Consider the following 21,772-nt stretch of genomic DNA (forward strand, 5'->3'; position numbering starts at 1 on the left):
GACAGTCAATGAGAGCATTCATCGCGATTCTGATATTAGATTCATTTAATTTTCCAGCAGCGTCCCAACTCGATCGCTGACACTTTTGCCAGTGGCCATCGTCAGCCCACCGATTTTGATCATCAGGTCAAGCGTGTCGTCCAGCGATTCATGACGCAGCTGAGCATAGGCAAGCGCGGCCGTCATGGAAGCCCCGACGCCATTCGTGTTCTCCACATGCAGGCCGGGCTCGTAGCCATGATAGAGCATGCCATCCCGATCGGCCATAACCAGTCCCATTTGATCCAGATACAGATAAATCCGCGTTTTGAAGATATCATAGAGTTTCTCAGCGCATTGCTTGGCGTCATTAATGTCCATGATCTTGACATTGGCCATAAACGATCCTTCCACGCCATTAATGACCAGGCCCTCGAGATTGAGGTTGTCCTGCAGCAGGCGCGGCGTCTTGGTTACCGAAACGGCTTTGGCATACATCGGCACGCGCACGTTATCATAGAGCCAGCGAATCGTTTCCGCCGGCAGATTGGAGTCAACGATCGCGGCCTTGCCGGCATTGATGCCCGCCAGCCGCGGCTCCAGAAACCTGGGCGTGATGAACTCATTGATCCGCATGTCGTCCACGCCGATGATCCGTTCGCCATCACCTTGATTGACGTAGAGATAGACCGACGTTTTACGATCCGGCAGCTGCTTAGAATATGAGATGTCGATCCCGCGGCGATAGGCATCCTCCTTGAAGCGGGTACCATAGTCATCGCTGCCGAAAACCGTGATCAGATTGGTGTCCAACCCCAGCGCGGCGGCGTTCGCGGCAATGTTTCTGCCCAGACCGCCCAGCTGTGTCGTCACGTGGCCAGTATTGGATCCCTTCAAGACCACCGGATAGTCGCTGACGATGCCATAGATGTCCATGTTCACGGCACCAATCACCGTAACGTATTCTTTTTTAGGCAGTACGTAACCCTTGCCTAGAATCAGCCCTTCCTTGATCAGCCGCGAGATGTGCGAAGCCACGCCCGGCCTGGTAATGCCAAGCTTTTCCGCCAGCTCTTTTTGCGAGATCATCGGATTTTGCCGAATCAGGTCTAGAATCTGCTTTTCGCGCTCTGTTGGCAAGATGTCATCCCCTCGGTGAGTTCGCGTCTTCTTTTATCGACCAGCCGCTGCAGCCGGTCCAGCGTATCCAGGTCATCAATCTGACTGATATACAGATCGGCAGCCGCGCGCAGTCGCAGCGACTCAATATTTTTAGTCTGTTCTCTCAATTCATCGCTCATCATGTTTCCTCAAACTCTCTTGAAAATATCAAATACAATTAAAGCAGAAATCAGCAGTCATGGCAAAGAATCGAGAATTCAAGCCGCCATCCGAACCTACACGCTGATCAATTCATATCTGCAAAATCTAAGCACCGCGTTTTTGGCCGTCAGTCATCAATCAAAACAGCTTCAGCATTCCACACCCCACAAGCCGTCAATCTCATCAACGCACTCATGCAGAACTCCATTGAGTCCCAGCAGCCACTCATCCTGGACCATCATTCCCTCGTACTGATAGATCTGGCCCTGCTGATTGGCGATGGCCAGATGCCAGGTTGGCCCATCCGTGATCGTGTATGGCGGATAGCCTCCGTCAAAGATCTCATGCAGATAAGCAAACAGCCGACTGATCTGCTCCGGTTTCATCAAGAAGCGCTGTCTGCGAATCGGCGTGACCATTTCTTTTTGGCCATCGATGTAGAACGAGTTAAATCGCACCAGTCCGTTCCGATCGATGGTCAGATGCTGCTCAGTCTCATGATACGGGTTGTTTGGCCGCGTCTCGGGCAGACCATACTTTTTGTTCATGAACCCCCAGGCCAGGTTGAGCGAAACCAATGAAACGCGGTCAATGCGTCCTTTAAGATCATTATTCATGCTATTACCCCTCTGCAAGTATTTGACGCGTTTTCTGGCGTGACGCGAACGAATCGGCGGCAAATGAGAACAGCCGCGCGTTGACAGCAGTGAAAACACCGTCAATCACGCTGACAGCTCTCATCGCGTGCTGAGCGTCGCTGATTTGGGGTAATTCGTTCCCAAATCATACTCATTCGCTCGATCCGCGCCAACCGCTAATAGAAAGCGCTATCATGATTGAGGTTCTTGCAAACTTACAGATGGAAGGTGATATCCGAAGCAGAACGGTCCCTTACGGATGGCTATCGCTTCTTGGTGGCCGACAAGCAGCGACTATTGGTTATCTACGGCGCTTTAAAATATCGTGGAATTTATCGATCTCATCAGGATTTCGATGACCTCGCCCAGCAAGCAATGGGCTGGTATGCGGAAGCCTATCGCGACTTCCCAGGTTCCCCTGAAAAAGACCAGTCATCATTTTCGCATTATGCTTTCCAACGGATCGACTGGCACCTCAAGGATCGTTTCAAACGCCAAAAAGTTCGCGCCAATCATCAGTGTCTTTGTCTGGACGCGGAATTGAATGGTGAGAACGCTAGCGAATGGCTCATTGATTCAGACTGCGATGCCGCTCTGATCGAACGAACCGCCGCTCAACAGCTGTGGCGCCGGCTTTGGCCTTATCTAACTCAAAAAGAGAACTCGTATCTGCGGTGCGTCATCGAGCTTGGCCTCAACAACAAAGAGATTGCTGAGCGCTGGCAGACCACACCACAGGCCGTCTCCTACGTGAAGAAGCGCGTAATCGAAAAGGCAAGGGCCATTTACAGCGCGCCGCCAAACATCGCGTAGTCTCTTGCATAATCCCTAAAAACTTGACTACCTCGAATCTCTCCCAGCATGTCTTGAAAAACAAGGCATGCTGTTTTTGTTTGGAGTCTGGCAGGTCAGCTAGAGAATTCCAAGACGCGATCAGTGATTGGTGCCATCGTAAGGAGCGATCAGCTGTTTTTTAAGCAGCCGCTTGAACTCCTCATCCATGGGGTGGCCATACAGCTTGTTGGCGATGCTGTCCAGAGCATTTTCCAGCACCTCATAGCGGACCCGATTCTCAAGCTGATGCAGATCATCAAGGTGATTGAAGTCCGGATGCCTCTCACAGCAGCGCTCGCCCTCGTAGTTTTTCCGCACCATTTCCAGATGCTCGATCAGCGCGTGACTGATCTTGGCAGCCGCGTTAAGATTGCGCTTGATCGTATCAATAGCGACATTAATCATCACGCGAATCGTCTGGTGATCATAGCCGTCAAACGACAAGACGGAACAGCCCCTGCGCGAACTGTCGAAGCCATGGGGCGAAAGATTGTCGGCACAGATAAAGATCACGGCCCGATTGCGCAGCCCAGTCAGTGGTACCAGCCGATGCCGACCCGAGATGCACCCCATCGACTGAGCATTGGTCTTCTTGTACAAGGTCGCCATGGTGTTGCGATAGACATGATATTCCTGGGACAGCTCGCTGATCAGTTCCGAATACCGTCGCTCCACGTTCAGTAAGCGTCCGCGGCGGTCAATAACGATCGTGCTGTCCTCGCCGTCATGAAGCCAGCGCATCAGCAGAAGCATGCTGCTCCAGTCCAGGTGATAGGCCTCATGCACGTCATCAAACTGCAGATGATCCAGCTGACGCAGATCAATCAGCCGGTCATCGGCATATTCAGCGTTAGACGTCTTTTTCATGGAATACTCCTCCCCTAAAGTACGATTCTGAGCCAAAAAGACGGCTCCATTCCTCATGCTATCAAGGGTTGTATGTGCTTACAATGGTTCTGAGGGAGTTCTCATCAAATTTTTAGTATACGTCCAAGAAATCAAGGTTTGTGAACGCATTTGAAAACAAAAAAGTATAACTGGTCTAGTCGCCCGACGAGAATTTTATTGCCGATTTTTGCCTATGCCATTCCAGGATTGAGACCGTTCTGCTTGAGGCCGAAAATCTGCTTTTTGAAATCCTTAAGCGAAAATGGCGGCTGGAAGTTTCCGTGCTCTGGACTTGGCGACTGCTGCTCCGTGTTTGCTGATGACGCGAAACGACGCTTGTCATCTGGCGTGGCTTTAGGATAGGCGTCCATAAATTCAGCCGCGGTCTGTCCAATCGCCTGTTCGACGATTCGCTGCTGAGCGTCGTTGGACTGCGGCGCGTTTTTTTCGTTGGCGATCCGCTTCGTCAGCCAGTCTGCCGGATAGTCGGCAAATTGATCGTTTTGATCGCCTGTCTGGACAACGGCATCGTTCATCGCGTTAGATGTCTGAGCGTTCTGGTCAAAGTTACACGTGAAATTTGAGCTGTTTGCGTTAACGGGATTGCTGGACTGCCAATTCTGCTTTGACGGCATGATCGGCACTTTACGGAACTCATATTCTGATTCAGACGCTGCATGGCTTTGTACAGTGCTTGGCGTGTCGTCTTCCGGCAGTTTGAGAATTGGAATCTTAGGCGCGTTGCGGAACTGGCTGAGCATCTCCTGCGTCATGATCCGGAATTTTTTACGATTCTGGTTCATAGTTGAAAAGCTTGCGTCCAGGAATTCAGCAGCCTTCAGGTGATCATAGACCATGTCGTCCAGATTGGTGATGCCATTAGCGCGATCCGTGTAGAGAATCTGGGCGATATAGGCCGGTGGATTGCTGATAGAGTATCTTTTGCTGAGTTTGATGGCACAGCTCAGCATTCTGGCGCCAAACTGTTTCTGCAGACTCTCCAGATAACGAGCCGTATAGTTGGTCAGATGTCCAAACTGAGAACGATACAGGGCGAACGCAAAATCCAGATCATTATCGTCAACGAGTCCTAAAGAGCGTTCTTCAATCGGCTCAGTCGATGGCTTCGTCTTTTGATTATCAGCGGCTGTTGGCTGGTGCGTATCGTCAGATTTATTTACGGATGCGATGTTGATAGTTTCGTTTTGAATTTTTTCCTCGCGATTTTTCGCGGAGGAATCAATCGAATCTACGTTGTCTAGATAGTTATGTAATAGCTTTGTCTTACTTGTGTTCACATTTTGCACGTCGCTGGGTTCAGATTTTGAACTCCGAGCGAATTGTTGATATGACGGGGTTTGATAGCTGTTTTGGGTGTTTTCGCGGTGTTCACATTTTGCACTCCGCACGTAATTGTTGACGTACACCCGATATTCACTCATTCCGGTTCGTTCAACATGAATCAGACCAAACTTGATCAGCTTTTTCCGAGCGTTGGTCACAGTATGACGAGACGTGTGCAGCAAGTCGGCCATCTCATCGTTGGTGAAGTAGATAAATGGCTGACCGTTGCTGTCGATGAAGCGCGGGTTGCCGTTTTGCGCGTTGCGGATCGAGCCATCAAGTCGTGAGCGGTAGAGAGAGTACATCAGCATTGAGTTGCCATCGAGTTTTCGATAGTTGTCATTTTGGAGCAGGTCCAGCTCGACTTTAACAAATTTTGAAGTCATAAAAAAAATCTCCTTCCTTACCAGCGGCAGTGAAAGAGACTATCTCAAAAACACTCAAGCACTTTCAGCAATTCGCAAAAGTCATGCGACCAAGCCAATTGCCTTTGATGAACGCACTCAATAATGCTATAATGTGACTACATTAAAAAATAAATCAAACTGGATATCTCAATCTTTACATTCAATCTTTACATTATAGCATCATGATTGCAGTGCTTGAGTATTCAGGATAATCTCAGAATCATGAGCGGCCACTCATGATTCTTTTTTTATTGCCTGAATCTCTAATTCGTTTTATGTTTTATAAAGAACATTCTGCTGCTTATTCTAATCATTTTGGTTAAAGCGGTTACAAAGACATTTTAACCGATATCGATTAAATTTTGCAGTCTTGATCTAACAAAGTTCAAAACGATTTACGCCTTCAAGACCAACCGTTTTGGATGATCGATTCTCTAACAACTCCATGTGGTTTTCATATCGATCATTAAAGTAATAATTACACATAAATATTCCTAAATCAATAGCGATTTTCGGGTAGTTAACTATTTACAATTCACTATTAACAATTTACAATGTGGAAGATGAATGAGAGAAAATTTGCTAATTTGAAATCCCTTGTGTCAGAATAGATTAGAAAAACTTTGTCAATGTTAACAATTCACAATTAATTATTCATTATTTGCTATTTACAGCGAGAAAGTTTGATATAATATTTTTGATAACTAGCGAAACAGCGAAAAAACTATTGATGAGGTGAAAAATAATGAGTGCTACCGTAATGTCCTTTTGCAATCAAAAGGGTGGTGTCGGGAAGACGTCGACGACTGCTTTGGTCAGCTACAACCTGTCCAAGCTCGGCTACAAGACGCTGGTCATCGACTTTGACCCCCAGGCAAACATCACGCAGCTCTTTTTGAAGACCAAGACGCGTGGCCAGTCTGCCGTGGCAACGATCAACAAGTCTTTGATGACGGTGCTGCAGAATGAGGAACCGCTGACCAACGCGATTCTGTCAATCAATGAAAATCTGGATCTGATTCCAACGGCGGTTGACTTCTCTTTGTACGGCCGTTTTCTTGAGAATAAGGAATCTGATGAAAAGAGCCGTGTTGCCTACTTCCGCAAGCTGCTTGAAGAACAGCTGATTGATCATTACGACTTTATCTTTATCGATGTTCCGCCTACGTTGGGACTTTCCAACGATACGGCCTTCTACGCCTGCGATCAGATCATCATCGTTCTGCAGACGCAGGAACGTTCCCTGGTTGGTGCCGAATACCTGCTTGAATATCTGCAGCGGGTAATCATCAATTCCTTCCAATCCAAGGTTGACGTTATCGGTCTGCTGCCAGTGCTGTCCAAGCGCGACTCTTCCGTTGATGCCAAGATTCTTCAGTCGGCAAGCGAGGAATTTGGCGAGGACAACATTTTCGACAGCCACATCACGATCATGGAACGGGTTAAGCGGATGGACATGACCGGGATCACTGACAACGACAAGGATGCCTGGGACCGCAAGACGCAAAATGCGTACAAAGCGGTCGCCGAGGAAATCATCGAACGACTGAACAAGGGCAAGCAAGAAAAGGATAATCAATAAAAGGAGCGATTTAAAATGGGCTTGTTAAATCACGACATGAAGAAGGATGAACGTCCAGAAATGAAGCACGGCGCGGACTTTGTTGTTGAAAAACAGGTCAAGCGCGAAGACATCGTTCAAAACTCTGAACAGGTTACCTACTCTACCAACGTGCGGGTCGACAACCACGTTCGCAATCAGCTGACGGCATTGGTTAACGTTGGCGCGGCCAAGAACGTGCGCGAGCTGGAAAAGAAGATGATCAGCGCGGCTGTGGACCAGCTGCCAAACAGTGATCAGTCACGTTTCTACCAGATTCTGCGCATTTTGGAAGAAAAGGACATGCTGACGTCACGCAATAAGTAGCATTTGCCGCGGGAACTCGACATGTTTAGATAAATATGTAAGCTTAAAAGGCCTGATTCCAGGATCAACTGGAGTCAGGCCTTTAGTGTTTATTGAGAGTAAGCATCCATTAATGTAGCGACGGGACCAAAAGATATGGCGAGCGACCAACAGCCTAAGAGTCGAGCTAATCGATTCTGGGGCCTTTTTTATGTTCCGTTGTATTAGCGCTTCCCCAGGCCGGCTCCGCTTCCGCTTCACGGGTCTCCTCTCCGGCGGGCCGCATGTGCCATGCTTACCGTCGCCTCGAGTGAGCCCCTAGTTCCGCTCACGCTCCGCCGGCCTGGGGGGTGATGCATATGCACCTGTTGTATATACAGGACATGTCGGTCATGTATTAGTGCATGTAGTCTTGAATAACATCAGCAATTCCTTTTTGGCGTAAAATTTCAGCGCCAAAAATCGGCTGGATAATGATGAATTTAGCAGCTTAATGGAGAGTACTGAATGGCTCTTGCATAAGCTTCTACAATGTAAATAGTGAATTGTAAATTGTAGATAGTGAATCATGGATTGTGAATAGTAGATTGTTTGCTTATGCATAATGCTATTGCATCAACGATGGTTTAACTATTCGATAAACTTCTACAATGTAAATAATGAATTGTAAATAGTAAATTGCGAATTGTAGATTGTGAATAGTGAATTATAAACATATGAAATTAAGCGGCGATTGGATTAGGATTGAGTCGGTCAGATTATAATCTTTAACCAATTCCATGGTAGGATTTCAATCCAATGTCTAAAACATTATTGAAGCTGATTCCATATCGCGAGGCTTCACCAAACTGTATATACAAAATAAGCAGACATGACAGAGACTTATTTTAGCTCGTACGAGGTCTCAATTGCCAAGTTGAGATTGTCATAATTGGACGTTTTCAACTTGCCATTAACTTAAAAAAATTGAAATTAAAAAGTGCGAAACTCGATACCTTGCATAGAGTATAGATAGAGGGGCGGAAGAGAGAACGCTGCTTGAAATAAGTCTTACCGGATGAACGATCAAGCAGCCATCCCCTTACCCCTCACGCTTTTTCAGATTATCTTCCTCGCCGCGTTCCATCCCAGAGCGCGGCTTTTTATTGACTAAAAAAGCATGACCGATATCATGCCATGCTCAACGGTTTATTTAGTTAAAAAGTCACAGACGATCTTGATTGCCTGTTGGCGTTTTTCCTCATCGAGATAGGAGTGATCACAGTTTGGAATCAGATTTAGCGTGCTGTTCTTATAGACATCATTGTACCGAAGCGAGGCCACTGGATTAACAACGGTATCATCCGTGCCGTGTATCAGACACACGGGCCCCTCATAGTGTTTAGCGATATCATACAAAGGCAATAGCTGCGCGGTTCTAAAGTAAAAGCCGCCGATCGTTTTCTGTTTAACCGTAATCTTTTCGGGGATATTGTGAGGATCATAGACGCTGCCCTGGCAGATGCCAAGTCGCGCGTCATCAATCAGCGTGGCAGCCGGAGACATTAAAACCAGCTTTGAAATTACGTCAGGATAGTAAGCAGCCATCAAACTGGCAATAACGCCGCCTTGCGAATGGCCCAATAAATAAACGCGACGAACGCCCTTTAGATGCAGAGCAAAATCAAGGATCGCGTTTGCATCGGACAGTTCATTGAGAATCGTCATATCTGCAAGCGAGCCTTCGCTTTTTCCATGTCCATTAAAATCAAAGCGGAGCACGCCAAGACCCTTTTTGCGCAAGGCTGGGGCTAGATCATAAAAGACACGGCGTTTGGTGTAGCCGAGATCAGAAGTAAAGCCATGCATCAAAATAACCAGATCAAACTTTTCTTGATCGGGAATATCGATCAGACCATGCAATCGCAGACCATCCCGAACAATTTTAATTTCTTTTTCCATTGGCAGATCGCCTTTCTTTTTGTCTTGATAATAAGCAGTGCCTGTAAGCGACTTCTTGATTAATCTTATCAGTAAAACGGCAATTTTAAAATGTTTTGATGGTTTCAAATATACAATTGTACTATAATATAACTATATTTAAAACTATCAATTTTGACTGTTTAAGCTGGTTCAAACTTGATAGGCACGGCTGATAATAATGTTTTATGATGCAGACAGCCGGTTGGATATGGGGCTGATCGGCGGCCGATGATCATTCTATCTCAAGGTTGATTGCTTGGTGATAATTTACTTTCATTAAGTTCCCTTAAAGAAGCCGCCCAGGCCAGAGTTGGTCCAGGCGGTTTTTATGTTCAAAGGAGGACTTTGCGATGTTTGATGTTTCCGCGATGTTTACCCAGGTATACGACGCAATGATGGATAAGTTTGAACGCCTTAGTGCGATGAACGATCATAACGTTTATAATCAGCAAATCTACGACATGTACCTTGATTGCTTGATCTTAGCGGAGCGGGTGCTGACCAGATCCAAGCAGACAGATGACATGACGCTTGAGACGCACATCTATGTCTGCACGCTGATGAATGGTTTGATTGATGGTGAGACCGATCTCATGAAAGAAGGCCCGACGTCCTATAATCGACCGGAGCACTACCTGATTCTGTGCCAGGTGCGGGCCGAGCTGCAGCAGAAACTAGCCATGACCGATGAGCAGGCAGCCTAGCCCCCCTTCTTAGCTATGCCTTGTTTCAATTGTTGGAAAGCCAAGTATTAAATAGTTGTATACCGTGATGCGGTTATTTATCTGATACGGTAAATAACATGCCGCGATAAATAAAGGAATACAACATTTGAAAAATTAATAAGAACCTGATCACAGCGCTGTTTTGAGCTTAAGTAAGGCTTGAAGCAGCGCTGTTTTCTTTGAACGATTTGTAGTCGAAAAAATCAGACTGAAGTATATCTTTTAGATCCCTCAACTCCCTTTTTTTATTTGAATCCTTTTCATATCTTAAAGATACCAAGAGTCGCTATGAGGCTGTTGAAACAAGAATAGTTTTCTCTTGATAATTAATATAAATAAAATGTCTACTTTCAAAACATTATGCTTTCATATTTTTAAGGATTTGTGCTAAGCTTTAGATGTTTGGGATAACGCTTTCGAAGTGGTATCCACATTGACTTTAGCGTCGTTTGAGGAAAATTTTTAAATCCTTGTTAGGTTGATAAGTGACGAATGGATATTTGAGGATGGCGTCGAAGTCAAAATAGTGCAATATTCATTGATATATAGGGGGCAAGATTATGTATTCCAAAAATAATAAGAGATTACAGGAATTGAAAATGGCTGATGGGAGGCAGCGATTTTCACTACGACGCTTGAACGTTGGAACAGTCTCAGTGCTCATTGGAACCATCTTCTTTTTTGGTGCCGCTGGGACAGCATCAGCTGATACAGTACCAACCGATACTTCAGTAAATGTCACGACAAGTACCGATCAGACCAGCAGTACTGATTCGCAAAGCGTTGTCCTTTCAAAGACCGCTTCAGCAAGTGACGCGTCTACGGTCGTGAATAGCGCGTCAGCAAGTGCAGTGAGCGATAACAGTTCATTGGCGAGTTCAGCAAGTACCGCTAGTACATCAGTAAATACTGCGGATCTTTTGAGCAGCGCAACGGTAACTAACAGTACGGCAGTATCGGCGTCAACTGTTGCCCAGTCATTGGTGGCAAGTCCTCAAACAGTCAATACTTTGGCTACCGCGACTGCGAGTTCAGAGGTAGAGATTCCGAAAGACGTGGCAAGAAACTACGCGGGAGTCGCTTGGTCAAACTATACTGCTGGCATATACTCAGATTCGAAATATTATAGTGGGAAGTCTATTACTAACGGAGTATTAAACATCAGCAGCACTGACCCGTTGCCGGATAACTGGACGACAACGCTGAAGCAGCCCGACGACTATGGTGTACCAGTGCCAAAGTTCTCTGATTCAGACAGCAAGACATACTATACGTTTGCCAATGTTAAAGACATTAGCAACAATACTGAGATTGGCAGTTACGTAGCAACCAAGAATCTGACAGACGATCAGCTTATCGTCACCTACTTTGAAAAAACAGGCGATACATACGTTCAAAAAGACAGTGTTCAGTTAACACAAGGACAAACGACAAAGCTTGGCTCAGTCTCAATTGAGTACCCATCGAGCAGCAAGATTATAATGACGCCTAATGATAGTTCATCGCTGCAGCTTACATATCATTACACAAACACTCAGTTAACCAGTCCATCCCAAAAGGTAACATTTTCCGTGCCAACATATACGGATCAGACGATTGAATTTATCGACTTAACGACTGGGAAAAATGTTTTTGCGACAATTAAGCGAAATATTCTGGTCGGTTCTCAATACACGACTGTTCCATTTTCAGCAGCAGGGTATGAAATCATCGCGCCATCCAATGATTCAGGGACTGTCTCGACTTCCAACTATGGAGGAAAAGGATCCGTCTACACTGGCACTACTACTACTAGTCAAGGCGTCGTGGTGAAATATACGGTTACCATTACCGGAATTGACGGCACGGCCAGCATCTCGGCACAGGCAGTCTACAACGGAAAGACAAATGACCTGCTTATAAATGATGGGAAGACATCCAGCAAAGCAGCCACGGGAATCAAGCCTGGACAAACTGTGGATATTATTGTTCCGTCATATGAAACCTCGACTGGGACTTCGACCAACGGAACGATTATTACAATTGCCAATTCTTGGAAGCCGAATACCAGAAACATTGTCTACTACTACAAGCAGATTATTACTATCATATCGCAGCCTACCACTCAAACTGTTATCTACCAAGGAGCTGGCGATGCTAACCCGCCACGGGAAGTGCAAGATTACACTATAATTGGTGAGCTTAATGAAGTCACTCACGATATAAACTGGTATGAAGATAGTCATATATTTGATGATGTTGATACTCCAGTCGTTAACGGCTACTACGCAGATAAAGCGGTCGCTCCGGGTCAGCTGGCTACGCTACACGATCCAGATAAAGAGGTGATAGTAACCTACAAGCCGTTGGGAAAGATCATTCCGGTTGATGAGAACCACAAACCGATTTCTGGAGCTACTACCCCAACGTACAACAATAATCAAAACGATCCAACCCAGGCTACGACGACAACGGTTCCAGAAATCCCTGGCTACACGGCTACGGTAACCAAGGTAACGCCGGATGACCCTGGTTTGGATACTGAGGTTGTCTACACGCCAATCGTTAATGAAGTCACGGTACCGACAAGCCAAACGGTTAAGTATGAAGGTGCCGGCGACCTGACACCTAAGGACAATGTCCAGAATGGTTATATCTTTACTGGCAAGAACAATAAGGCAACTGGCAAGACGACTTGGGATGAGGAAGAGCACTCGTATGATTCCGTTGATACTCCAGTTGTTAATGGCTACTACGCAAATGCCGAAAGAATCGCTGGTCAAACCGTAACGCCTGATCACCCAAATGCAGAGGTAACGGTCACTTACAAGCCACTGGGCAAGATTATTCCAGTTGACTCAGACGGCAATCCAATTCCTGGCGTTTCTACTCCAACCTATAATAACGATAAAAAAGACCCAACTAAGATTGTGGCGACTGATACTCCGGATATTCCAGGCTATCAGAAGTCAGAAACCAGCGTAACGCCGGATGATCCTGGTTCGGATACTGAAGTTGTCTACACACAAATTATTACTCAAGAGGAAGTACCAACAAGCCAGACGGTAAAGTATGAAGGTGCGGGTGACCAGACACCAGGACCGAACGTGCAGAATGATTTCACGTTTTATAAAATGACCAACGAGGCAACAGGTGTAGTATTCTGGAACGTAACAGATCACACGTATGATTCCGTTAATACTCCAGTCGTTGAAGGCTATTACGCGGATGTCGCAAGCGTCGAAGGCAAAACGGTAACGCATGAGCAGCCGAATGTTACGGTAACGGTTACCTACAAGCCGTTGGGCAAGATCATTCCGGTTGATGAGAACCACAACCCAATTTCTGGCGCTTCTACCCCGACCTATAACAACGATGAAAAGGACCCAACCAAGGCTACGACGACAACGGTTCCAGAAATCCCTGGCTACACGGCTACGGTAACCGAGGTAACGCCGGATAACCCTGGTTCGGATACTGAGGTTGTCTACACGCCAATCATTAAGGATGCCACATTGCCAACAAGCCAAACGGTCAAGTATGAAGGTGCCGGCGACCTGACGCCTAAGGACAATGTCCAGAATAATTATACGTTTACCGGCAAGAGCAATGAGGCAACTGGCAAGACGACTTGGGATGAGGAAACCCACGCCTACAAACCTGTCACGACGCCGGTCGTTGAAGGCTACTACGCGGACACGGCGGTCGTTCCAGGACAGACGGTAACGCACGACCAACCAAATGCAGAGGTAACAGTCACTTACAAGCCACTGGGCAAGATCATTCCAGTTGACTCGGATGGCAATCTAATTCCTGGCGCGGAAACTCCAACATACGAAAATGATCCAGATGACCCAACTAAGGCGACGACGACCAAGACGCCGGATATTAAGGGATATGAAAAGTCATTACAAGAGGTAACGCCTGACAATCCAGGTGAAGATACTAAGGTTACCTACACGCCAATCATTAAGGATGCCACATTGCCAACAAGCCAAACGGTCAAGTATGAAGGTGCCGGCGACCTGACGCCTAAGGACAATGTCCAGAATGATTATACGTTTACCGGCAAGAGCAATGAGGCAACTGGCCAGACGACTTGGAATGAGAAAACCCACGCCTACAAACCAGTTAAGACGCCAGTCGTTGAAGGCTACTACGCGGATGTCGCAAGCGTTGACAACATCGTTTTGACGCCGGAACACCCAACCGAAGAAGTTACGGTTAAGTATCGTGCTTTAGGCCGCATCGTACCGGTTGATCCAGAAGGCAACGTAATTCCAAACGCGCCAATGCCAACCTACAGCAACGATCCAAGTGATCCAACCAAGACCACGACGACACCGGTTCCGAAAGTTCCTGGGTACACGACGACGACCACTGAGGTAACACCGGATGATCCTAGTGCCAACACTCAGATCACCTACACGCCAATCATTAAGGATGCCACATTGCCAACAAGCCAAACGGTCAAGTATGAAGGTGCCGGCGACCTGACGCCTAAGGACAATGTCCAGAATGATTATACGTTCACTGGCAAGAGCAATGAGGCAACTAATGTAACGACTTGGGATGAGGCAAACCACGCCTACAAACCAGTTAAGACGCCGGTCGTTGAAGGCTACTACGCAGATGTCGCAAGCGTTGACAATATTGTTCTGACGCCGGAACACCCAACCGAGGAAGTTACGGTTAAGTACCGTGCTTTGGGTCGCATCGTACCGGTTGATCCAGAAGGCAACGTAATTCCAAACGCGCCAATGCCAACCTACAACAACGATCCAAGTGATCCAACCAAGACCACAACGACGCCAGTCCCAGACATCCCTGGGTACACGACGACGACCACTGAGGTAACACCGGATGATCCTAGCGCCAACACTCAGATCACCTACACGCCAATCATTAATGAAGTCACGGTACCGACAAGCCAAACGGTTAAGTATGAAGGTGCCGGAGACTTAACGCCTAAGGACAATGTCCAGAATGATTATACGTTTACCGGCAAGAGCAATGAGGCAACTGGCAAGACGACTTGGAATGAGAAAACCCACGCCTACAAACCAGTTAAGACGCCAGTTATCCCTGGTTACTACGCGGATATTGCAAGCGTTGATGGTGCTGAGGTAACCCCTAATAATCCAAATTCAACGATAACAGTTACCTATAAGCCAATGGGCAAGATCGTTCCGATTGACTCAGCCGGTAATCCAATTCCTGGGGCGGAAACTCCAACGTATAAGAATGATTCAAATGACCCAACCAAGGCGACGACAACCGAAACTCCGAATATTAAAGGCTATAATAAGTCAGAAAGCAGCGTAACGCCTACTACTCCTGATGGGGATACTCCGGTTGTTTACACACCAATTATCTCGACTAACAAGGTTCCAAGTAGCCAAATCATCAACTACGTGGGTGCTGGCGATCAGACACCTAACCCGAGCGTCCAGAATGACTTTACGTTTACTAGTGATACCAACGAGACAACCGGCCAAACGACTTGGAATGCGGAAGAACATACGTATAAGTCAGTTGAAACACCGGTTGTTCCGGGCTACTATGCGGATATCGCAAGCGTTGATGGCGCTAAGGTAACTCCTGATAACCCAACATCAATAACAACGGTGATCTATCATCGATTAGGACAGATTATTCCGGTTGATCCAGAAGGCAACACGATTCCAAACGCGCCAACGCCAACGTACAACAACGATCAAAAAGACCCAAGTAAGGGCACGACGACACCGGTTCCGAAAGTTCCTGGGTACACGACGACGATTACTGATGTAACGCCGGATGACCCTGGTGCCAACACTCAGATCACCTACACACCAATCATTAAGGATGCCACGGTACCAACAAGCCAAACGGTTAAATATGAAGGTGCCGGAGACTTGACGCCTAAGGACAATGTCCAAAATGATTATACGTTCACTGGCAAGAGCAATGAGGCAACTGGCCAGACAACTTGGGATGAGGCAACCCACGCCTACAAACCTGTCACGACGCCGGTTATCCCTGGCTACTACGCGGATGTCGCAAGCGTTGACAATATTGTTCTGACGCCGGAACACCCAACCGAAGAAGTTACGGTTAAGTATCGTGCTTTAGGCCGCATCGTACCGATTGATCCAGAAGGCAACGTAATTCCAAACGCGCCAATGCCAACCTACAGCAACGATCCAAGTGATCCAACCAAGACCACGACGACACCGGTTCCGAAAGTTCCTGGGTACACGACGACGACCACTGAGGTAACGCCGGATGATCCTAGCGCCAACACTCAGATCACCTACACGCCAATCATTAATGAAGTCACGGTACCGACAAGCCAAACGGTTAAGTATGAAGGTGCCGGCGATCTGACGCCAGCGGAAAGCATTCAAAACGACTACACGTTTACTGGTGAAAAGAATGAAGCAACTGGTGAGGTAACTTGGACTGAGCAGAACCACAGCTATCAAGGAGTCCCAACACCAGTCATCCCTGGCTACTATGCGGACATTGAACATGTAGCAGGCGCCGAGGTTACGCCGGACAATCCGGTTTCAACGACCATCGTTACCTATCACAAATTGGGAAGCCTTATTCCAGTAGACTCGAATGGCAACCCAATTCCAAACGCGCCAACGCCAACGTATAACAATGATCCAAACAATCCAACTCAAGGATTTGCTACGCCGGTTCCTGACATTCCAGGTTACAAGAAGACGGTTGAAAGCATCACGCCTAATGACCCCGGCTCTGATACCAAGATTGTCTATGTTCCGATTAAGTCTGACGACAATGGCACAGTACCATCGAATCCAGGCAGCAACACGCCAACCGGTCCTGAACAGCCATCCAGTGAGAATGGCAATGGAACGGTGACTAACGAGCACCAGACCGATAATCAGTCCACGACGAGTTCTACAACAGAAAACAATAGCCAGAACCAGTCGAACCAGACCAATAATCAATCCACGATGAGTTCTGCAACAGAAAACAATGGTCAGAACCAGTCGAACCAGACCAATAATCAATCCACGATGAGTTCTGCAACAGAAAACAATGGTCAGAACCAGTCGACTCAAGCACAATCGCTGCCGCAAACCGGTAATGATCAGCAAGAGGCAAAGGGCTTGATTTCGCTTGGTATTGCCAGCTTCTTAGGCATGCTGGGATTAATGGGATACAAGAAGAAGCAGGAGCATTAAGACTCTGAAGAACAATAAAGGACAGATTGGATAAGTTCCAACCTGCCCTTTTATTTTTGTGATAGGCTTGATTAATTACTCTAAAATAAAAAATGGGAAGTGTCATTTATACCGAGTTTATTGAAAATCTCTTTACTGCTTGGTGAACTAGCTTTAATCATAATTCCAGCTAAACGTATGTTTGTTCAAGAGCGGCTGATGAGCGAACTGTATTCGATTAACCAAGCTACGTATAACATGGCAGCTGATATACGTGAAAAATATAAGCCGATTGCTACTACGTTGATTTTGACCATGCTGCTAATTTTCTGGCTAAGTATCATTGTTGCAAATAAGTACGGAAACACGTGGCCATTATTAATCGGAATCAGTATTAATTTCTTGCATTTCTGGATTGTCCGCTTTGTCCTCAATCATATGGTAAACGCAATACCAATCCTTAGTAGTATTCATATTGAGTTTTCAGATGATGACGATGAATCAGATGACGAAATTTGATTACATAGCTTGTCGTGAATAGTTCAATGCTATCATGAAACCAAAAACCCTAACGTACTATACGCTAGGGCTTTTTTGGTAGCTTGACTTTGCTCGGTTCGTCAATGCTTCCAGTTATCAAGCCAATGTAAAATGATTTCGTTCAGCACAAAAAACGGCCCACATCGAAATGACATGGACCGTAAATTAATATAGATATGTAGCACAGACGTTATTATAGCGGAACTTTAACGCGTTTCCCTATTTTTGAGGGTTATCATTGTGCTCCTTATCGATTTCCTTATTTAATGCGGCAGTATGTTCTGAAAGCAGGAAGCCGCTCCACTTCATCTTGCCGCGATCATGATAGTAGTACTTGAAAAACTGCGTGGCCACCTTGTCAGCTTCTTGACCATTGTAAAAATGCATTTTCATCGAAATTTCCTCCTCATTTCGCGGACCTGGTCATCAGTGAAGTTTAGGTAGTTCAAGGTGAACCGATACGTCTGGCGAACCTTAGTTATAATATCAAGCAACTCAGAATACTCGCAATCCGCCAACCGAGCAATCGGGACTGATCGGCTATAGGTATTGCGAGGCTGAATGTTAAAAAACAGGTTATAGCCATGCTCCGGTTCATAGTAGACCACGGAGACCCAATACCTGGTGCGCCAGCGATTGGTAAAGTTTCGCTTGATTCGCTCGCAGATTTTATCGCTTTCAGTTTCTTTATTCCAAGCTTTGTCCACCGGCGTGACCTCCTACCAACTGACTTCTTTTAATAAATGTACCGCCCTTCTCCAAGCTGGCTGCCCGCATGATCGACGTCTTACCGAACCGTTTGCGGATGGCGTCAACGGTGTCTTCCAGTTTGACCATATCGTACTTGGGCTGCTTGAACAGATCGAGCTGCTCGCCATAACGGTCGGCTAAGCGGGTTGCGGCTACACTGACGCGGCGGACCGGCGATACCCCATCCCAGTATGTATAGAACAGATACATCAGCTGCTCGTTGATGAGATTTGAGTCGACCGTGGAATCGGAAAGCTTCAGCGAGTGAGCAAAGCCGGTTTCTTCCGTTGGCGTGCTCAGCGAATAGCCGATTGAAAGGTAGACGCCCCCTGCCTGCTTGTCATGCGCGCGGAGCCGGGAAGCGACCTGCGAACCAATCTCACGGATGACGACCTCGATTTCTTCCGCCCTTGTATAGTCACGCGGCAAGACCTGCGAGTTGCCCAGGCTCTTGTCTTTAGGCAGGACTTCCTCGGCCAGGTCGGTGCGGTCGATGCCCCAAGCAGACGCGTACAGCTGCGCTCCAATCACGCCCATCTCTTCCTTGAGAATGAACGGATCGGCATGGGCCAACTCAGCCATGGAATGAATCCCAAGTCTGGCAAGGCGTTTGGCGGTGCGCTCGTTAATGCCCCAGACATCAGTAATCTCAGGGATGGACCAGATCTTCTCCTTGACCGTGTCATAGGTGATCTCGCCAATAAAACGCGGATCATGCTTGGCATAGACGTCCAACGCGATCTTGGCTTGTAGCGGGTTCTCACCCACGCCTACCGTGGTAACCAGCTTCAGGCGGTCATGAACGGTCTTTTGAATCTTCTGCACGACTTCGATCGGATCATCCCCAAACAGCTTCCAGGAATGGGTAATGTCCAGAATCGACTCGTCAATCGAATATGGCAACAGATCCTCATCAGCTACAAACTCGCGATAGATGTTGTTAACCTCAATATTCTTTTCGATATACGTGTTCATGCGCGGCGGCACCACGATCAGATGGTTGTCGCGCGGCAGATCACGTTGGCGGTTGACGTTGGAGATGCCGTAAAGCTTTTTGGCCATTGGAGATGACGCCAACACCAGCCCGCCATTGGTATTCTCGGCTTCCGACATGACTACGAGCGGCGTGGTGAGCGGATCCAGCCCGCGCATCGTGCACTCAACCGTGGCATAGAATGATTTGTTGTCAATGACCAGGAAAATCCCGCGTGGCTCTTCTGAACTGTCCATCTTGTTGCCCTTCTCGAACTTCTGTTTGCATTATATTATAATATGCGAATAAGTGTTCGTAAAGAGGAGAAGATAATGTAATTTAATTGATAATCGTTTATACTTTGATACAGTTTACAAAAGAGTGTCCACAACAATGGACATTAATTTATTTTTAGCGCTTACATTGACCAATATAATTTAGACAAGGAGGGAGGAAGATGAGTGGAAACCGTGACAAAATAATAAAGATTCTGTCGAAAAGCGATCGTTTTGTCACAGCCGATGAATTGGCAAAGTCTATTGGCATCTCGACAAAGACGATTTATCGAACCGTCAATGGTATCAATGACCACTATGGCGAACAAATCATTGTCTCTGAGCGCGGCAAGGGATTGAAACTGAACTATAACCGTTATCTTGAGTTGACAAGACAGACGAGTCCAGAAACCGATAAGCTGGAAAGCACGCCATTGGAACGACGCAATCAAGTTCTTACCAAGCTGCTGTTCAACGCGCCATTGGCTAACAGAATATTGGAGTTGTACAACGACTTCTTTGTGAGTACTGAACTGATCCAACAAGATTTAACGATTATCAGCAAGCAGCTTCAAAAGTATGACCTCAGCTTAAAGCGGGATGGCAGCTTTGTTTCGGTAGTGGGCGATGAACGGAACATCCGGCGGGCCATCAACGCGGTCTTGATTCAAAGCAATGCTATGAACCAAGAGAGCATCAACGATTTCGTCAGCGAGTTTCATGATCTGAGCCGATTTGACAATCAATTCATAACCGCGCAGCTGGAATTGATCCAGCGCCTGCTTAATACAACGATCCCCTATCCTTATAACGTAAACATCTTTTCCCACCTCTACATTCTGATGAAGAGAATTCGTCAAGGAAAGATGATTGACTCTAAGGACGGGCAGATCAAAAGCAAGCGGTATGAGAAGATCATTCAGGACAATCCGAAGTTCTATAAAGTAAGCAATGACGTGATCAAGAACGTGGCTGATTACCTCAACTGCGATATACCAGCCATTGAAAGCTATTATTTATTGGAATATCTGATTTCGATGCGTTACAACAACAATTTCATATACGATAAAAAGACTTCATCTGAATCGATGGAGCTGGCTGAGTTCTATATCAAGCAGTTTGGATTGAATCCAGGGTCTTCACGCGTTATCTCGCTTCAGAATGATCTGGTCAGTCATATTCGACCCATGATCAACCGTCTGAATAATCATATCATCGTTGCCAACAAGGTACTTGCCGACATCAAGCTGGAATATGGACAGCTATTTAAAAAGGTTGCGGCAATTTCTGAAAAGGCGGCAAACCAACTACAGCTGCCTTGGAAGATCAATGATGATGAGATTGGATTCCTTACGCTTTACTTTGCTAAATATATTGAAGAATCCAGCCTGCCAAAACGAGTACTGATCATGTGTGCGAGTGGGATTGGAACTTCAAAACTCCTGTACGTAAAGATTCATAAGGCATTTCCGGACCTGAACATCGTAGAAGTCACTTCAAAGACCGACTATGTTGAGAATCCCGACAAGTACGATGATGTTGACGTGATCGTCTCAACGGTGCCGGTCGTGCCGCGAAAGGACGCTAAGGTTATCCTTTCAAGCGCGATGTTTAACGAACAGGATAGGAATCGATTGAGCAGGTTGTTGAATGATGAAGACTAAGCTGATTCTAGACAAAAACGTGATCGTGCCTAACCGTGATGAATGGCTTAAACACGTTGCAGGCATCATCCCCGCCATCTCGAATGACACGGTGTCTGTAGTTCAGACGTTAAAGCATCGAGAAGAGATTGGGAGCACGAGAATTGCCGAAAACATGGTAATGCCGCATGTGGTAATACCCACGATTGCCAATAGCTATATCATTGTTAGCCAATTGGAATCACCGGTTGAATGGTTCGATAATCATTCAGTGGATACCGGAACGTTTCTGATTGTAAAAGGCGACGATGAAACGATAAGTAATTTTGTAGTTCATATGGCAGATGATTCTTTTGTAGAACAGCTGTCTGAACGAGGCATAGAGAAGAAGACGATTGAAAGTCTTTTAGAAGAATAGAGGGAAACGC

17 protein-coding genes are annotated in these 21,772 nt (G+C 46.5%); 8 read left to right on the plus strand and 9 right to left on the minus strand.

All coding sequences use genetic code 11. The annotated features are described in order from the left end of the window. Positions 1-45: 45 nt before the first annotated feature. The 3 genes from ACLUWI_RS06000 to ACLUWI_RS06010 all read right to left on the minus strand — a co-directional run bounded on the left by ACLUWI_RS06000 (position 46) and on the right by ACLUWI_RS06010 (position 1,919). Positions 46-1,119, minus strand: a complete 1,074-nt coding sequence (locus tag ACLUWI_RS06000; protein ID WP_412138129.1) for a PfkB family carbohydrate kinase — start codon at positions 1,117-1,119, stop codon at positions 46-48. Beyond that, the gene (locus ACLUWI_RS06005; protein ID WP_033934828.1) at positions 1,089-1,280 is read right to left on the minus strand and encodes a hypothetical protein; all 192 of its coding nucleotides are present in this window, start codon (positions 1,278-1,280) and stop codon (positions 1,089-1,091) included. The genes ACLUWI_RS06000 and ACLUWI_RS06005 overlap by 31 nt, the downstream gene beginning before the upstream one ends. A gap of 171 nt (positions 1,281-1,451) precedes the next feature. Continuing rightward, complete coding sequence (locus ACLUWI_RS06010) at positions 1,452-1,919, minus strand: hypothetical protein (RefSeq protein WP_302176672.1); 468 nt, start codon at positions 1,917-1,919, stop codon at positions 1,452-1,454. Between the two features lie 228 nt (positions 1,920-2,147). Here ACLUWI_RS06010 and ACLUWI_RS06015 point away from each other — a divergent pair, with 228 nt between their 5' ends. Continuing rightward, a complete protein-coding gene (locus tag ACLUWI_RS06015; protein WP_412146582.1) occupies positions 2,148-2,753 on the plus strand; it encodes a sigma-70 family RNA polymerase sigma factor in 606 nt (201 codons plus the stop codon). Between the two features lie 120 nt (positions 2,754-2,873). Here ACLUWI_RS06015 and ACLUWI_RS06020 read toward each other — a convergent pair whose 3' ends face one another. Together ACLUWI_RS06020 and ACLUWI_RS06025 are read right to left on the minus strand one after the other, a co-directional pair. Continuing rightward, positions 2,874-3,641, minus strand: coding sequence for a hypothetical protein (locus ACLUWI_RS06020; protein ID WP_302176671.1), 768 nt, complete (start codon positions 3,639-3,641; stop codon positions 2,874-2,876). A 212-nt stretch (positions 3,642-3,853) separates the two neighbouring features. Next, positions 3,854-5,392 (minus strand): replication initiator protein A, encoded by a 1,539-nt coding sequence (locus ACLUWI_RS06025; protein WP_412138128.1) that lies wholly within the window; start codon positions 5,390-5,392, stop codon positions 3,854-3,856. 766 nt (positions 5,393-6,158) lie between these two features. Between ACLUWI_RS06025 and ACLUWI_RS06030 the strand changes: the two genes are divergently transcribed. Together ACLUWI_RS06030 and ACLUWI_RS06035 are read left to right on the plus strand one after the other, a co-directional pair. Continuing rightward, the gene (locus ACLUWI_RS06030) at positions 6,159-6,995 is read left to right on the plus strand and encodes a ParA family protein (RefSeq protein ID WP_272222841.1); all 837 of its coding nucleotides are present in this window, start codon (positions 6,159-6,161) and stop codon (positions 6,993-6,995) included. A gap of 15 nt (positions 6,996-7,010) precedes the next feature. Continuing rightward, on the plus strand, positions 7,011-7,340 hold the full coding sequence (locus ACLUWI_RS06035; protein ID WP_048344700.1) for a DUF5388 domain-containing protein: 330 nt from the start codon (positions 7,011-7,013) through the stop codon (positions 7,338-7,340). A 1,167-nt stretch (positions 7,341-8,507) separates the two neighbouring features. Here the strand turns inward: ACLUWI_RS06035 and ACLUWI_RS06040 are convergent. Then, a complete protein-coding gene (locus ACLUWI_RS06040) occupies positions 8,508-9,260 on the minus strand; it encodes an alpha/beta hydrolase (RefSeq protein ID WP_412138127.1) in 753 nt (250 codons plus the stop codon). Positions 9,261-9,631: 371 nt separating this feature from the next. On the opposite strand from ACLUWI_RS06040, the gene ACLUWI_RS06045 reads away from it, so the two are divergent. From ACLUWI_RS06045 to ACLUWI_RS06055, 3 genes are all read left to right on the plus strand, one after another. Beyond that, positions 9,632-9,985: a hypothetical protein gene (locus ACLUWI_RS06045; protein ID WP_412138126.1), complete on the plus strand. Its 354-nt coding sequence runs from the start codon at positions 9,632-9,634 to the stop codon at positions 9,983-9,985. Positions 9,986-10,566: 581 nt separating this feature from the next. After that, positions 10,567-17,184 (plus strand): mucin-binding protein, encoded by a 6,618-nt coding sequence (locus tag ACLUWI_RS06050; RefSeq protein WP_412138125.1) that lies wholly within the window; start codon positions 10,567-10,569, stop codon positions 17,182-17,184. A 198-nt stretch (positions 17,185-17,382) separates the two neighbouring features. After that, complete coding sequence (locus tag ACLUWI_RS06055) at positions 17,383-17,682, plus strand: hypothetical protein (protein ID WP_155519139.1); 300 nt, start codon at positions 17,383-17,385, stop codon at positions 17,680-17,682. A 240-nt stretch (positions 17,683-17,922) separates the two neighbouring features. On the opposite strand, the gene ACLUWI_RS06060 is transcribed toward ACLUWI_RS06055, so the two are convergent. Genes ACLUWI_RS06060 through ACLUWI_RS06070 form a run of 3 tightly spaced genes read right to left on the minus strand, consistent with a single transcriptional unit; the run spans position 17,923 to position 19,683 of the window. Then, positions 17,923-18,096: a hypothetical protein gene (locus ACLUWI_RS06060; protein ID WP_155519138.1), complete on the minus strand. Its 174-nt coding sequence runs from the start codon at positions 18,094-18,096 to the stop codon at positions 17,923-17,925. Next, positions 18,093-18,410 carry a hypothetical protein gene (locus ACLUWI_RS06065; RefSeq protein ID WP_412138124.1) on the minus strand — a complete coding sequence of 106 codons (318 nt, stop codon included), beginning with the start codon at positions 18,408-18,410 and terminating at the stop codon, positions 18,093-18,095. Before ACLUWI_RS06065 ends, ACLUWI_RS06060 begins: the two co-directional genes overlap by 4 nt. Beyond that, complete coding sequence (locus ACLUWI_RS06070) at positions 18,391-19,683, minus strand: Y-family DNA polymerase (protein WP_412146583.1); 1,293 nt, start codon at positions 19,681-19,683, stop codon at positions 18,391-18,393. Before ACLUWI_RS06070 ends, ACLUWI_RS06065 begins: the two co-directional genes overlap by 20 nt. Positions 19,684-19,883: 200 nt before the next feature. On the opposite strand from ACLUWI_RS06070, the gene ACLUWI_RS06075 reads away from it, so the two are divergent. Both ACLUWI_RS06075 and ACLUWI_RS06080 read left to right on the plus strand, forming a co-directional pair. Continuing rightward, the gene (locus ACLUWI_RS06075; protein WP_412146584.1) at positions 19,884-21,365 is read left to right on the plus strand and encodes a BglG family transcription antiterminator; all 1,482 of its coding nucleotides are present in this window, start codon (positions 19,884-19,886) and stop codon (positions 21,363-21,365) included. Further along, on the plus strand, positions 21,352-21,762 hold the full coding sequence (locus tag ACLUWI_RS06080; protein WP_412138121.1) for a PTS sugar transporter subunit IIA: 411 nt from the start codon (positions 21,352-21,354) through the stop codon (positions 21,760-21,762). Before ACLUWI_RS06075 ends, ACLUWI_RS06080 begins: the two co-directional genes overlap by 14 nt. Positions 21,763-21,772 lie beyond the last annotated feature (10 nt).

Origin of the sequence: Limosilactobacillus mucosae (assembly GCF_046939755.1) — a bacterium.
Taxonomy (GTDB): Bacteria; Bacillota; Bacilli; order Lactobacillales; family Lactobacillaceae; genus Limosilactobacillus; species Limosilactobacillus mucosae_A.

Bases quoted from the DNA above. Each gene is read 5' to 3' on its own strand.
- ACLUWI_RS06005 (WP_033934828.1), bottom strand. From the start codon at position 1,280: ATGAGCGATGAATTGAGAGAACAGACTAAAAATATTGAGTCGCTGCGA.
- ACLUWI_RS06010 (WP_302176672.1), bottom strand. From the start codon at position 1,919: ATGAATAATGATCTTAAAGGACGCATTGACCGCGTTTCATTGGTTTCG.
- ACLUWI_RS06020 (WP_302176671.1), bottom strand. From the start codon at position 3,641: ATGAAAAAGACGTCTAACGCTGAATATGCCGATGACCGGCTGATTGAT.
- ACLUWI_RS06025 (WP_412138128.1), bottom strand. From the start codon at position 5,392: ATGACTTCAAAATTTGTTAAAGTCGAGCTGGACCTGCTCCAAAATGAC.
- ACLUWI_RS06030 (WP_272222841.1), top strand. From the start codon at position 6,159: ATGAGTGCTACCGTAATGTCCTTTTGCAATCAAAAGGGTGGTGTCGGG.
- ACLUWI_RS06035 (WP_048344700.1), top strand. From the start codon at position 7,011: ATGGGCTTGTTAAATCACGACATGAAGAAGGATGAACGTCCAGAAATG.
- ACLUWI_RS06040 (WP_412138127.1), bottom strand. From the start codon at position 9,260: ATGGAAAAAGAAATTAAAATTGTTCGGGATGGTCTGCGATTGCATGGT.
- ACLUWI_RS06045 (WP_412138126.1), top strand. From the start codon at position 9,632: ATGTTTGATGTTTCCGCGATGTTTACCCAGGTATACGACGCAATGATG.
- ACLUWI_RS06050 (WP_412138125.1), top strand. From the start codon at position 10,567: ATGTATTCCAAAAATAATAAGAGATTACAGGAATTGAAAATGGCTGAT.
- ACLUWI_RS06055 (WP_155519139.1), top strand. From the start codon at position 17,383: ATGAGCGAACTGTATTCGATTAACCAAGCTACGTATAACATGGCAGCT.
- ACLUWI_RS06060 (WP_155519138.1), bottom strand. From the start codon at position 18,096: ATGAAAATGCATTTTTACAATGGTCAAGAAGCTGACAAGGTGGCCACG.
- ACLUWI_RS06070 (WP_412146583.1), bottom strand. From the start codon at position 19,683: ATGGACAGTTCAGAAGAGCCACGCGGGATTTTCCTGGTCATTGACAAC.
- ACLUWI_RS06075 (WP_412146584.1), top strand. From the start codon at position 19,884: ATGAGTGGAAACCGTGACAAAATAATAAAGATTCTGTCGAAAAGCGAT.
- ACLUWI_RS06080 (WP_412138121.1), top strand. From the start codon at position 21,352: ATGATGAAGACTAAGCTGATTCTAGACAAAAACGTGATCGTGCCTAAC.